This window comes from Cupriavidus sp. HY129 (genome assembly GCF_059492215.1).
The window spans coordinates 164,886-179,034 of record NZ_CP083255.1; the positions used below are offsets into that span (position 1 = coordinate 164,886).

The 14,149-nt window shown below is 62.9% G+C and carries 7 protein-coding genes and 1 pseudogene; 2 read left to right on the forward strand and 6 right to left on the reverse strand.

Translation table 11 applies throughout. The features are described from left to right. Positions 1–346: 346 nt before the first annotated feature. The 4 genes and pseudogenes from K6G35_RS17205 to K6G35_RS17220 form a co-directional block, all read right to left on the reverse strand. Positions 347–466 (reverse strand): annotated as a pseudogene (locus K6G35_RS17205) (IS30 family transposase); the annotation flags it as partial. Beyond that, positions 450–788 carry a hypothetical protein gene (locus tag K6G35_RS17210; RefSeq protein ID WP_495676795.1) on the reverse strand — a complete coding sequence of 113 codons (339 nt, stop codon included), beginning with the start codon at positions 786–788 and terminating at the stop codon, positions 450–452. The pseudogene K6G35_RS17205 and the gene K6G35_RS17210, both read right to left, overlap by 17 nt. After that, entirely contained in the window at positions 785–9,946 is a 9,162-nt protein-coding gene (locus tag K6G35_RS17215; RefSeq protein WP_495676796.1) for a hemagglutinin repeat-containing protein, read from the reverse strand. Before K6G35_RS17215 ends, K6G35_RS17210 begins: the two co-directional genes overlap by 4 nt. A 426-nt stretch (positions 9,947–10,372) precedes the next feature. Then, positions 10,373–10,720 (reverse strand): winged helix DNA-binding protein, encoded by a 348-nt coding sequence (locus K6G35_RS17220; RefSeq protein WP_008647634.1) that lies wholly within the window; start codon positions 10,718–10,720, stop codon positions 10,373–10,375. A gap of 95 nt (positions 10,721–10,815) precedes the next feature. On the opposite strand from K6G35_RS17220, the gene K6G35_RS17225 reads away from it, so the two are divergent. Continuing rightward, complete coding sequence (locus K6G35_RS17225) at positions 10,816–11,409, forward strand: hypothetical protein (protein WP_008647635.1); 594 nt, start codon at positions 10,816–10,818, stop codon at positions 11,407–11,409. Here K6G35_RS17225 and K6G35_RS17230 read toward each other — a convergent pair. Further along, entirely contained in the window at positions 11,339–12,088 is a 750-nt protein-coding gene (locus K6G35_RS17230) for a hypothetical protein (protein WP_008647636.1), read from the reverse strand. The two genes, K6G35_RS17225 and K6G35_RS17230, sit on opposite strands and share 71 nt — an antisense overlap. A 286-nt stretch (positions 12,089–12,374) precedes the next feature. On the opposite strand from K6G35_RS17230, the gene K6G35_RS17235 reads away from it, so the two are divergent. Next, positions 12,375–13,286: a bestrophin family protein gene (locus K6G35_RS17235; protein WP_286881089.1), complete on the forward strand. Its 912-nt coding sequence runs from the start codon at positions 12,375–12,377 to the stop codon at positions 13,284–13,286. A 39-nt stretch (positions 13,287–13,325) separates the two neighbouring features. On the opposite strand, the gene K6G35_RS17240 is transcribed toward K6G35_RS17235, so the two are convergent. Then, positions 13,326–14,144: a c-type cytochrome gene (locus tag K6G35_RS17240; protein ID WP_495676797.1), complete on the reverse strand. Its 819-nt coding sequence runs from the start codon at positions 14,142–14,144 to the stop codon at positions 13,326–13,328. Between the last annotated feature and the right edge of the window lie 5 nt (positions 14,145–14,149).

Consider the following 14,149-nt stretch of genomic DNA (forward strand, 5'->3'; position numbering starts at 1 on the left):
TATAGACCTACTTAAACCATTGGCCAAATCGTTTAGGTGAATCACTTAACATTCCTGCTTTACGCAATGGAGTCGACAGAGATCGAATCAAGTAAGCCGCAACGATAATTGCTGACGGCGCGAAAACGAACAACATGCTTCGCCGCTCATCTAATCCGAATAGTTTCTGTGCTAACGCAGCAAATATCATCCCCCAAAATATTGCACCAACAATCACGGCCCCACCAATTACGGCGAAAATTTGCAGAGTTGCCAAGAATCTTCGCCAATTCAATTATTCCATCCTGTCTCTTTGATGCCATTTATGAATGGGTGATTTCAAGTGCAAAGAGCAACACCCCACGAGTTATTGAACGGGAATCCGATCCGAAGGCTTGCCCAGGACCTGAGCGATGACTTGCAATGGGCTATGCCAGTTGAGTGCATTGCGTGTCCGGCCGTTGAGGCCGTCAGCGATAACGCTCATAGCAGCCCGCTAACAACACATATCCAAATCCTATTATTAAACCGATAAATGCTGCCTTCTTTACGCGAGCAATCTCGTCGATAGCGTTGATATGCATCCAAACAGCGCCAGACATGACATGCTCAACGAAAGAGGGCTGACTTCGACTTGCGCAATGTGAAAATATTCCACACCAATTTCGCACTGCTGGCTCCTCCATCAATGTCACAAGTAATGGAGAGGTTACAAAATCGATCAACACCACCAGAACAATCGTCATGATGATGAACATCAGAATGATTGCAAATATTCCATGCAATCTGGCTTCTTTAGGCAGCCTCATTTTTGTATTCCTTGGACAGCATCTTTTATGCGATTTCCAGTTGGCTCTTGAGAAACACTAGACCCCACACCACCAAGCATTCCTGGAAGCGCACTTGGAGCATTCCACTTAGAAACGCCATAACCCAAATTGGTCCAGTCCGGAGTCCACCAGCCTCGTGGATCAATGATCTTCGCTGCAGGAATTTCAAAAGCCTTGCCCACTCCATAGCCCGCTACAGTACCGACGGCAGCTCCGCCAATCCCGCCATTTGGGTTCTCCCCCTTGATCCCAGAGCCAAACAACGAACCTCCAACATTGGTTGCAATTGAAGATCCAAGGCCAGAACCTGTCGTAAGGAAACCGGTCGCAGCCGCAATACTGACATCCAACCAATCTGTTGGCCCCGACTGGAACGCGTAATTCGCTGCAGCGCCAACCCCAGCACCTAGTATTTTTACTCCAATAGCAGTTCCCGCGCCTCCTGTAAGGTGGCCGAGTCCAATCATCCCCGCTCCTGCAAGGGTCGCTCCAACTGGATCCTTCTTGATATTCGAAGTCACGTGCTCATTGTAGGTCTGGCCATTGCCCAATTGCGCCTGCCCTCGGTTGTATGCGCCCTGATTGGCAGCAATGTACTGACTGTTGAAGTTGAAATCGGCAAAGTGCGTATCGGTCGTAGCGCCGTTACAATTTAGGTTCTGACAACCTAGGACGCTGCGGATCTCATAGTCGTGCTTGCCACCGGTGGCATCAGCTGTCCGCTTGTCTGAGTTGCTGAGAATCTCGGCTACGATTCGGCCTTCCGCAACCTCCTCGGAAATGTGGAGTTTGTCGGCGACCGCCCTTGCATATTTTTTCGCCAGCGCATATTCATCCGGATGCAACTGCCGATTAAACCGATCCACATTCGCCGCCGTCGCTGCCCCCGATCCGCCTCCCACCGCCAACCCAATCCCGCCCGCTGCGACGTTCGACACCAGATTGCCAATCGCATCGTTCAGATCGGCGTTGCCGCTTCCCACGCTGCTGGCAATCGTCTGGCTCAGCTCGTTCAGCGTCTTGCCCGCCAGCGAAGCCGCCCCCGCACCTGCGGCACCCGCGACCGCATTGCCGCCGCCCAGCCCCACGATCAGCGCGCCGCCCGCGGCATGGAGTGCCGCGCGATTCGCTCCACCCTCCTCCCATAGCGCCGCCTCATCCCGATACTGCTGCGCCAACTCCTTATTGCCCGCGTCGCTGGCTTCCTTGGCCTTCGCAAGCGCGGCCCGCTCCTTGCTCCCCGCAATATCCCCTACCGTCTTCGCCACCGCCTCCCCAGCCGCCTGCGCCGCCGCCATGATGTCGGCCTGCTTGCCCAGCACGTTGGCCAGATCCGGGTTCTTGCCCACCGTCGTGTTCGTGTTCGACGTCTCGCGGTTCAGCGTCGCCACGTCCTGCTTCTGGTTCGCCTCATCGTTAATGACGATCGTGCCTGCCGCGACACCCGATTGCGCCACGCCTCGCTGGCTGCCGCTCTCGTGCTGCGGAATCATCGGGCTCACGCCGCCGGTGTTCCTGCCCGACGTCGGACCCGAGTTCTTGTCCTCCACCTTCGGCCCGAAGGTGAAGCCACCACTCACACCCAACGACGTGGCGCTGTAGTCCGACTGGTTCTCCATGTCGCTCCAGGACAGCGTGCCCGTGGACAGCCGGTTCTTGTCCGGGCTGGCCGTGCTCGCGATCACCGCCCCCTTCAGGTCCGTGTTGCCCTTCACATCGAGATCGAAGCCGCCTTCGCCCGCCCGGATCCCCGTTTGCTCGCTCACGTTGGCGTACTTGCCGTCACCCTTGCCCATCGACGCGGTGAACGATCCCGAAAGGCCAGCACCCTGGCTCCACCCGATACCGCCACCCACGCTCTGCTGACGGGCCTCGCTGTCCTCGGTGTCCTGACGGCTCGCGAGGTTCAGGTTGCCGCCGACATCGGCTGATACCTTGCCGCCGCTAACGACACCACCCAGAAGGTTGGTGTCCTTGCCCGATACGATCGACACGGACTCGCTGCCGCTCACGTGGCTGTTGACCTGCGTCGTGCCCGTGCCATCGGCATGGCCCTTGCTGGTCGAGGCCGATGCCGAGACCCCGAAGCCCGCCGCGCTGACCGACACCCCGATGCTCCCGCTGCTCGACTTGTTCGTGCTGCGGCTCTCGTACGTGTCAGTGGCCGACACGATGTTCACATCGCCCCTGGCGTCGAGCCCGACCTTGTTGGCCCCGATGTCCGAGCCAACGATGTCCAGATTGCCAGCCGTCTTGTTTCCCGCAGCATCCACGCCCGTGGCGATGAACGTGGCCGTGCCGCCTGCCTGTATGTTCGATCCTGTGTGCGTGGTGCTGTCCTGCGTCAGCGTCTGCTTGCTCTGGCTGGTGCCGAACGACAGCGTCAGCGCCGTGCCCGCTGGCCCCTTCCCATCGGCCAGGCTCTTGACGGCATCCCCCGCGCCCATCGCCGCGTCGTAGGCATCCCGCCCTGCCGCGATCCCCCAGAGCGCCGACGCGCGGCCGTCCTGGCTCTTCGTCGCGGCTCCCACCTTCTGCCCCGCGTTAATGGCCGAACCGATCGCGCCGCCGCCCACGCCCAGCGTGAAGCCGGTCTGCTTCACTTCGTGGGTTTCGTCGTGGTGTGCCATGCCCCTGGCCGCTTCGATCACGACATCGGCACCCACCCCGCTCAGATCCTTCGCAGCGATCACCTGACTACCCGTCACGCGCAGCGTATTGCCGGCCTGCAGGCTGACATTGCCTTCTGTGCTGCCGACCAGGCTGCCGGTGTGCGTCACGGCGTTGTCGTTGACAGTGTCCTTGGTTTCGCGCTTGCCGTAGGAGATGCCTGCGCCGGCAGCGCCGAAGCCCGTGGATGTCGTGCGCTCGAAGCTGTGGCTTGAACTCGTGCTTTCCGCCGTCGTAATCGTGAGATCGCGACCGGCGTCAAGGGTCAGGTCTTTCGTGGCAGCCACGGTAGAGCCACTGACAGTCAGGTCTCGCCCCGCGCTGCCCGCCACGCTGTCAGCCGAGACCACTGACCCCACCGCTACCGCCTGCTGCTGACTCGATTGCGTCGTGGTCTGCGTCTTCGACAGGAACCCCGAGCGGCGGCTTTCCATCCAGAACTGGCCGTCGTGCGCTTCCGTGACCGTTCCCACCGTGACGTCGCCCGTGGCGATCAATTGGGCCGCGCCACCCCCGCTGGTTCCGCCGGTTCCGCTAGTCCCATTGCCCGTCGAAACCCCCGACCCCAGCACCGCCAGGTTTCCCTTGCCGCCTGCGCCATCCGCCGCCGGCTCGATACCCCGCAACTGCAGCAGCGCGCTCGCGGCGCTGCTCTGACCCGCCGCGAGCGTGACGTTCTCCCCGGCCTGTACCTGGCTGCCACGCGCGGTTTCGTCGTAGGACGACTGCCGGTACTCCGTCAGGCTGCCGCCCATCGACCCCTCGCGATGACTATGGGTGTCGATCGCCGCCGTCACCGTCACATCCCGGCCCGCGACGACCGTCGCATTGCCACCTGTCTGCAGGGTCGAGCCCGTGAGCGTCGCATCGCGCCCCGCCACGGCCATGGCGTTCTCGCCCACCTGGATCAGGCTGCCAGCGTGCGTGGTGGTCCTGTCGTGGCTGTAGCTCTGCCCGCCACGCGACTCGGCATCCTGCGTCGTGCCCAGCGCCACCGTGCCAACGTTCAGGTCACGCCCGGCGGCCAGCAACGCGCGCTTGCCCGCCTCGATCGCGCCCCCGTCCAGGCTGATGTCACGTCCGGCAAGCACCGCCACGTCTGCCTTGCCGGAGATGCTCGCCACGGCGCCGATGCCCGTCGCCCCGGCGCGATAACCATTCTCCAGCGTCGTGGCATTCGAGATGGTCTGCGTCTGGTTGATCACGTCGCGCCCGGCCGATACGAACGTGTCGGTGCCGGTAATCTGGCCACCCAGATTCCTGACGTCCTGCACGGCCTGCACCACCGTCGTACCCGTGCCGCCCACCACGCCCCGATTGACGATGTTCGCGCCAATCACCTGTGTCGCCAGATTGCCCACGATCCTGCCGCTGTTGGACAGGCCGCCCGTGGCGTTCATGCTCACCGTGTTGCCGCTGACCAGCGCGCCAGTGTCCTGCAGGTTCACCGTGCTTGCCTGCGCGAGATAGACCTTGGGCACCAGCACTGTCTGGCGCGTGCCATCGGGCAGCGTCACATCCTGGCTGACCAGCCACACCATGTCGGTCGTAAGCTGCGCCATTTGCACGTCGGACAGGCCAATGCCAGGTGTCAGGCTGAAGGATTTGGCGTACTGAACGCCGTTGTCCATCAGCATCTGGTACTCGTCGAGGTTATTGCTGAAGCCAGCCAGATATGTACGGCCCGTCAGTTGCGTGACCTGGTCCCGGATCAGCTTCTCTTCATAGAGGCCATCACCGAGACGCTTTTGCGTCATCAGCGGATCCAGCCCGAGTTGACCGAGCATGTAGTCGCTGGAGATAAACCTGGCGTACTGCGTGAAGCGCGGATCGGTGGCAATCAGGTAGGTGGATCCTGGAGCGGGCTGGTATCGGTAGAGGCCGTTGGTCGGCAGCGTGAGGTTCGGGATACCGCCCTGCGCGGTGCCCAGGGTCTGCGTCGGCTTGCCCTGGTTACCCGACGCGCCACCGGCCTGCGTGCCCGTTGCGCCGCCACCCGTTATGCCGCTGCCCGTGACGGTCTCGCCAAGGCGGTTCACGGTGGCAACATCGATGGTTTGCGCAGTGGTCTGTACGGCCTTGTTTGCCGAAGTAATGGCCGGCAGCGCCTCGACCGTCGTCGGGGCCTGCGGGGTGACGGGATACGGCACCACCTGGATATCGCTCGTGTATGCCGTCTTCTGGTGCCAGAGGAACGTCGAGGTCTCCTGGGTGTCCACCTTCTGCTGCAGCACCGTGCCCGTGTCCAGAATGGCGCCGCCCACTGCGCTGCGTGTCAGGTCACCGCCAGCCGCTATCGTCGAGGACTGGTTCAGGATGCTGCCGCCGTCGCTGTTGATGCGGACGTTCTTCTCCGCCTGGATCAGCGCGGCAGGCGTGGCGCTCACCAGTTTGTCGGTCGCCGTCGTGGTGACCGTCGTACGGGAGATCTCGTTGTAGTCGTGCGAGTCTGTACCGAGGTCATAACGAATGCGCACCTGATCGGGACGGAGATGGACCGCCGGATCAAAGTCCGGCCAGAACGTGATCCGGTAGGACGTGGCGGTCTCTTCCAGCCCTTCGTAGTGCTGGACCGGATTGCGCACGATCTGCCGGTCGGCCACCGCGTAGTCGCAAACATCGTTTGCCGTGCAGGTCCATGCGCCCCTGGTCTGATCGACCGGCGCCTTGACGAACGAAAGCGTCTTCGTGGCGCTGTTCACATCCTTGACGTCGGCCTTGGGCACCTCCACGGTGATCGGCTGGCGCAGCGCATTGACCATGTCCGCACTGATCGCCGCATGGTCGCCATTCCAGCGCCACTGCGGGAACCGGGTGCTCGCGTAGTTCTTCTGGCCTTCCGGGAATCCAGCCATCCACAGCACCAGCGTCTGCCTGGCCGACTCCACTGGCATCCCCTTCTCTGTCTCGATGCGCGTACGCTTGTTCACCACCTGTCTGGCCGCGATGTCGATGTCGTCCTCGGCCTGGATCGTCGCCGAGCTGTTGATCAGCGTGTCCACCTGATTGACCAGCATGCCCGAGACCGGATCGCGCGTGCCGTCCCGCGCGATCTGCAGGTTGCCCGCGCTGTACAGGTTCGCGCCATCGAGGTTGCGCACCGAGTTCGTCGCGTAGAGGTTCAGTTGCCCGACCGCCGCCATCAGCGCCGATGCGCCTTCGTTCACGATGTCCTGGCCTTGCACCGTCACGGTGCTGCCGATGATGGTGCCGGTGTTGGTTGTCGTCGTGGCGTCGGTGTTGACCGTGTTGCCCTCGATGCGGCCGGCGTTGGTGAGCGTATTGGCGGCCTCCACGCGCGTGGTCGCGCTGTTCATGCCCGCGCCGGCGGCATTGACGACGTCGGCGCCCTTGATCGTTAGCCCGCCTGCGGCTGCCAGCTTGCCGGTATTGGTGAGCGTGCCCGTCGCCGAGACAAGCATGTCGCCATCGGCACGCAGGTTGTTGGCGGCATCATTGGTGTAGTCGCCGGTCACCTTGACCGACAGGTTGCGCCCGGCCTGCACCGTGCCGCTGCCAGAGAGGGCGCCGGCCACGGCGATGTCCTGGTTGGCCTTGACCGCGCCACCTGCGTTGGTCATGGACGCCATCGTCAGCATGACGTCCGTGCCGCCGAGCACCTGCCCGCCGTCGTTGTTCAGGGTCGCGCCAGCCTGATCGAGCGTCAGGCCCTTGTTGCCGGACAAGGTGCCGCCGCGATTGTCGACCTGACCCGACACCTTCAGATCGAGCGCGCCGCCTGCCGCTGTGGCTGCCCCCACAGCATCGTCGCCATCGTCGGCATTGTTCGCGAATGTCGCCGCGCGCAAGCTCACGTCGCCGTTGCCGCCGAGCTTGCCCGCCGTGTTGATCAGCGATGTCGTGGCCGTGATGGCCGTCACGCCATCGCCTGCGTTGACCATCTTGCCGCGCGTGTTGTCCACGCTGGCCGCCGCTATCGTGGCTTTCTCATGGGCGCCGTTAGCCGCCACCGTGCCGCCCGTATTGGTCAGCGCCCCGGTGGCGGTGATCAACAGATCGCCAGCGGTTTGCGCCGAGCCCGCGGTGTTGTCCAGATGGCCGCCGCTGGTCAGCGTCAAGCCTGTCTGGCCATAGATGCTGCCCTGGCGGTTGACGAGATCGCCCGTGCTCGCAAGAGTCGTGGCACGTTGTGCCGAGAGCATGCCTTGCGTGTTATCCAGCGACGCCGCCTGCACGCGCAGGTCGCCGTTGGTCTGGATCGCACCCTTGGCATTGCGAAGTGCGTCATCCAGACCAACAGCGGCCTGCACCGTCAGAAGGCCCGCGCCAGCGTGCGAGATCTTGCCGTTGTCATTGATGAGCGTCCCGCCCTGAACGGTCAGGTTCTGGCCATTGGCTGCGATCGAACCGCCGGTGTTGTCCAGCTTGCCACCCGCGGCGATCGTCGTATCAGTCTGCCCGAACTGATTGATTTTGCCGCCAAGGTTGAGCAGATTCGCGCTCGTCCGCATCGCGAGCTGGTTGCCTTCAATCAGGCCCGCGCTATTGTCCAGCGACTGGGCGGCAAGGCTCGTTTGCGCGCCGGAGATCGTTCCCTGTCGGTTGTTCAGGCTGCCTGCGATAGTTGCGTCGAGCGCGCCGCCCGCCGTGAGGCTGCCACTGCTGTTGTCGAGCGCGGCGGCCTGAATCGATGCATCCCCTTGCGCGCTGATCTGGCCATGATTGACGAGGTCGCCGGCAACGACGCGCACGTTGCCATTCCCGCCGATCACGCCACCCTGCGCGCCGTTGGCGGTCGTGCCTGCCACGTTGGTCAGCGTCCCGGTGACGCCAACCGACAGGCCATCAGCGTTCAGCGATGCGATACGCCCGCCCGTATTGTCGAGCGATGCCGCCGAGGCGTTGAGTGCCCCATCTGCCTGCACCGTGCCCTGGTCATTGTTGACTGCCCCCGCCGACTGAAGCGTCATCGCCCCCTGCGAAACGAGCTGGCCGCCTGCATTCGATACGCTGCCCGCCGTCAGGGTGGTCGCACCCCGACTCGACATCTGACCACGGTCGTTCACGACGGCGCCCGACGCATTAGCCGTCAATCCGGCGCCCGCCGTAGTCGTAGCGCCCGTCAGGTCGAGATCGCCCGTTGAGGCCGTCAGATCCAGGTTGCCGCCCGCAGACGTCTGACTGCCGGCCAAGGTCACGCTCCCCCCTCGAAGCGTGGCATTGCCGCTGGCCTGATTGCGCCCCGTGGCGGTCAACGTGCCGGTGGCCGACACCACCAGGTCCGCCGGCGCGGCCACCGTGCCATCCTGATTCACGCCTGCCGCCAGCGTGCCCGTCGAGTTCACACTGCCGCCCTTGACATCGAGCTGCTGCTGCGCCGCGAGCGTGCCGGTGTGACTCAACACACCATCGGTATCGAGCGAGACGGCTTGCGTGGCGTAGGTGGTACCGGAATTGTCGATACCATCGCGCGCGTGGGCGGTGAGGTTGCCACTCGCGTTGGTCTGACCGGCCAGCACCAGTTTGCCTTGCGTCGTCAATGTCAGATCGCCCGCTTGCGCGGCGGCGATGCCGCGCAGCGACACGCCTACGCCCTGCTCCGTCGAGGCCAGCAGGATCTTGTTGGCGTACATCCCACCCAGTTGCGCCACGTCGATGCCCTGCGCTGGTGCGGGGCCCGCGCCAGCGATCGGATTGATACCCAGCGTGTCGTGGTCCACCTGGTTCGCACCGGCGATCACGTTGAGCCGGTTGGCATACAGCGAGGCATTGGCCTGCACGGCACGTGCGATCAGATCCACCTGATCGACATTGGCGGCGTTCATGCCCGCGCCCTGCACCAGGATCTGGCCGCCCGTCACCCTGAAGGCGTCGAGGCTGCCGCTGCCGCCGAATACCGGCGTGCCCGTCGTCAACGTCGCGCGGCTGGTATTGATGAAGCCGAGGCCATTGACCATCAAGCCATTCGGGTTGGCGATCACGACTTCCGATCTGGCGCCGGCAACCTCGACATAACCCTGCAATTGACTCGGCATCGTGCCGGTCACCTGGTTCACGATAATGCGTGCACCCTGACCCGGCAACAGATTCGGATTGCCGTTGATATAGCCGGCTTGTTGTGTCGCGACGATCGCCGGCGAATTGTTGAGAATGACGCCGGGCTTGTTGACGTCGAATTGCGAATAGTGATTAAGAGAGACCCCTGCCGCGGAGGGACGCGTGATATCGACCTGCGGCAAGCCATTGGCGGTCTGTCCGACCGTCGGACGATGGGCGCCCGCATTCGGATCGGCTACGATCTGCGCCACGGCCTTTACCGGCACCCCCATTGCCATCCACACGCCGAGCGTGATCGCCGGCAATGCAAAGCGCACGGTGGCAGCGCGCGCCGCCGGCATTCCACGGCCGGCGTGACGGCCCTTGCCTCGATTGGCCGCACTTTCCTGCACAGCCACTAGCATTCCTTGCGCCGCGTTGAACACGAGGCGGTACAGATTGGTATTCATAACCCTGCGATTCCCGACGAAACGACAAACGGGGACGTTTGATCCCCAAACCAGCCTCCGTGCTTTGCGGAGGCATGTAGTCGACAGGCATGCCAGCCAATGGCACAGCCAGACCTGCGCGGTTTGAAGGCCAGCATATGAGTCGCGTCTATCCGCCGAAGGTTAAATTCGACGGATATTTGCGTTCACGCAATTTGCGGCCGGAGGGGGCGGGGAAACCAGAACGTGGAGCGTAGCTCGTGCGCGACGATTTTTTAATAGTAAGAATTTGAAAAACGCGCAAAGCACGCATCACGCATTGATGCCGTAATGCTTCAGAGAAGTGGAAATACTACGAGGAAAGCAGGCGAAAGAAAGGGACTGGCAAATGGACCTGAACGCAAAGCACACTCAATGCACGGCGCAAGAATTTTCTTAAATCGATGCTCAGCGATTCTTTGTCGCTTTGACCAAGCATTCAGACAATTTATCGAAGTGACGCAGCGCCGCCTGTGTCAGGTCGACCTGCTTGCGACGCGCGTCTTCGGTGTCCGCGAGTTCGATCCAACCCTTCTCGCGCATCGACTTCAGCCGCGCGTGCAGCGTCGCGGGCGAGCCAAATTCGGCGTGGCCGATCATGTCGCGCACACACAGCGACTGGCCAGCCTGACCGGCGCGTGCCACGAACTCCAGAATGCGCTGCTCCAGCGGGTCCAGCGCCGGGAGCGTGGGCAGGCCACGCACGGCGTCGGCAAGTTGCAGGAAGCGCAGGTAGATATCAGCGGGTCTGGTCATACGAACAACCTCGGCCGGGGCGCGGAACATTGACGGAGAACGGATGCGTTATCATCCGCCGGTCCCCAATTTGGTACCGGCCGGATTCTACGTCAATGCCTCACCTCCGTCTGCAACTCGCCATGGTCCTGGCGACGATCGTCATGTTCGCGCTGACGCTGGCGGCCAACGGATGGCTGTTCCCGCAACTGGAACTGATTCCCGGCATCAACTGGATCTACCTGCCTGCGGGCGTGCGGCTGGTCGCGACACTGCTGTTCGGCGGAGCCGGCGCGGTGGGCCTGCTGATCGTTTCCTGGCTCGTCTGCTTTCTGTACCTGTTTCCGGATGACTTCAGCCGCGCGTTCATGGGCGGCATCCTGGCGACGGTCGCGCCCTATCTCGTGTACAAGCTGGCGCAGCACTGGTTTGGCCTGCGGGCGTCGCTGGCCAACCTGACGCCGAAACGCCTGCTGGCCTGCATCGTGGCGTACTCGGTGGCCAGCCCGCTGCTGCATCACATCTGGTTCTATCTGCACGGCGGTGCCGACCACGTCGTGCAGAGCTTCTTCGTCATGTTTATCGGTGACCTGTCTGGCACGCTGATCGTGATCTACACGATCAAGGGCTTGCTCGCGCTCATGCCGCGCCGGCCGACAACAGACGCCCGATGTACCTTCCCAGAGCAATCTGCAGGACATCGGAATTGATGCCGTCCGTACCGCCGAGCAGCGGCACGATCACCAGTTTCGTCCCGTCCTTCGTGAAGACGCGCAGCCGCTTGGGCAGATCGGCCGGCTGCAGGATCACTTCCTCTCCCACAACGCCAGCGAAACCGAACGCGCTTCGATAGTCATCGGCATGCTGATGGCCAAAGCAAACGATGATCTTCGGCGTCATGTGACGCGCAAGCCTCGTGACAAACTCGAATCGTCCGCGTTCCCGACATAGCGCCGCATAGCGCGGGAGCGTGCGTGGCACGCCGAACGTATCGTGCGGTGTGCGCCCGGATGCCGAATCTTCGGCGCGGGCGAATGCCGGATAGAGACTCAGCCAGAATTCGTTACCCGCCGGCCCGTACAGCCGCTCCTGGAAATACTCCTTCCAGTCCGGCACACCAGGCCCAGTGGCAGGCGTGTGCACCGCGGCCAGAATCCGTGCGATTTTCTGATGACTCTGCCATTTCGGCATCTCGTCCCGATTGCGCTGACGAAAATCCGCATTCCAGACGACGGGCATCGGCAACGGCTCTGGCGATGCGGCGATTGGCGAGCCCGCCAGACGTGAGGTTGCCTCGCACAGCCAGACTGGCGATTCAGGATTGCCCTGCATTCCGGCATATGAAGCCAGAAAAGCGTCCAGACCCGGCTTGCGATCGCAGGCGGACACACCCGCCCCATCCGTTTGCGCCGCCGGGGTTGCGCCTATGAACGCGGGATACCCGCCCCAACTCGAACAGCCTTCCACTGCATGACCCCCAGACTCTCTGCCGTACCCGTTTTAATCGTTATAAAAAGTATAACAATCAGATCTGCACGGCGTCTTATGAAGTTGGTACTTCATACAGAATGTCGGTCGCCTGCAACAGGTGGGCTGTCATCAAGGTGTATTCTCTCGGCCATGCCGGCGCCCGAAGAAAACAGAAGATCCTGACCCAGCCCCCGCACGAACACCCATGATCACACGGCCTCAACTGCACTGGTTCCGGATGCTGTTCGTCCTGCGCGGGTCCGTGCTGCCGGCAATCGCGCCGCAACTGCTCGGCGTCACGCTGTTCTCCGCGCTCATCACCGCGTTTCACGGGCGGATCTGGGACTGGAAGGTATCGCTGAATTTCGTCCCGTTCTCGCTGATCGGGCTAACACTGGCCATCTTTCTGGGCTTTCGCAACAGCACCAGCTATGCGCGCTACTGGGAAGGACGGACGCTCTGGGGCAGCGTGCTGATCGAGTCGCGGTCGCTTGTGCGGCAGGCGCTGACGCTGACGTCGGACCCCGATGCAGCCCGGCAACTCGCCCACCGGCTCTGCGTCTTCGTGCACACGTTGCGCCATCAACTGCGCGGCACGGATCCGGCGGCCGATATCGCGCCGTTCGTCGATACCGCCACCAGCCAGCGCATGCGCGACGCCCGGTTCAAACCCGCCATCGCCTTGCTGATCGCCGGCGAATGGCTGGGCGAGCAGCTACGCCTGGGAAAGCTGTCGCCGTCGCTGGCGTTGCCGATGGAAAACGCGCTGAGCCATCTGGGCAGCGCGCTGGGCGGATGCGAGCGCCTTGCCAGCACGCCGATTCCGTTCACCTACTCCGTCATCATCCACCGCTGCATCTATCTCTACTGCGTGCTGCTGCCGTTCGGGCTGCTCGACACGATCGGCCTGATGACGCCGGTGATCGTCTGCTTCATCGCCTATACGTTCTTCGCGCTGGAAGCGCTCAGCGCGGAGATCGAGGAGCCCTTCGGCGAAGAGCCCAACGACCTGGCGCTGGCCACCATGTCCTACATGATCGAATCGACCGTGCTGGAGATGGTGGGCGAGCAGCCGCTTAGCCCCCGGCCGGTCAGCGACGGCTATATCCAGACCTAGGCCGGGGAATCACCTCGTATCAACACGTCTCGCAGCACATCAGCGCGCGTCCTTCGGCTTGTCTCCCTTGGGCCAGTCGTTCGCACGCGCGGCGTAGTCCGGGCGCGGCTGCGCCGTGAAATATGCCGCCACGTCGAGCGCATCCTGCGCCGACAGCGTGCCACCCTGGCCTAGCGGCATGTTGTGCTTGACGAAGGCCGCGGCCGTGTACATCCGCGCCATGCCCGCGCCGATATTGAACGAGTCCTTGCCCCAGACCGGCGGGAACACGTAGCCGCCCTGAGGATTCTTCATGCCCTGGCCGTCGGCGCCGTGGCACGACGCGCACTGCGCCGCGTAGACGGCCTTGCCGTGCTCGCGGTTCGGCACGAGCGCGGTGTCGATCTTCTCGAAGCCACGGCCGGTAACGTTGGCGCCGACCGGTACGCCGGAGGAGAGCCACTTCATATAGGCCATGATCGCGTTCATCTCGGCGGAGTCGAACGCCAGGGGCTTGCCGTTCATCGAACGCTGGAAGCAGTCGTTGACGCGCTCCTGCAGCGAGATCAGTTTGCCGCTGCGCGAGCGGTATTCGGGGAACGCGCCCGACAGCCCCACCCAAGGCGAGGCATAGGCCGTCGTGCCGCCGTTCAGGTGGCAGTTCGTGCAGTTCAGCCCGTTGCCGACGTTCTTTGGCAACTGCTTATGGGTATCGGTGAGCAACTGCTTGCCACGGCGGACAGCATCGCCGACCGGCCCGGTTGGAATCGATGCCTCGTCGGGAACGACCAGGGGCACGGTCTTCTCCGCATGCGATACGAACGGCGCGCATGCCGCCATGGCGACAAACGCCAGAACACCCAGTTTTGTCCGGTTCACTTTGT

Coding starts and splice junctions, on each gene's coding strand:
- K6G35_RS17210 (WP_495676795.1), bottom strand. CDS start 788: ATGAGGCTGCCTAAAGAAGCCAGATTGCATGGAATATTTGCAATCATT.
- K6G35_RS17215 (WP_495676796.1), bottom strand. CDS start 9,946: ATGAATACCAATCTGTACCGCCTCGTGTTCAACGCGGCGCAAGGAATG.
- K6G35_RS17225 (WP_008647635.1), top strand. CDS start 10,816: ATGCCTCACCTCCGTCTGCAACTCGCCATGGTCCTGGCGACGATCGTC.
- K6G35_RS17220 (WP_008647634.1), bottom strand. CDS start 10,720: ATGACCAGACCCGCTGATATCTACCTGCGCTTCCTGCAACTTGCCGAC.
- K6G35_RS17235 (WP_286881089.1), top strand. CDS start 12,375: ATGATCACACGGCCTCAACTGCACTGGTTCCGGATGCTGTTCGTCCTG.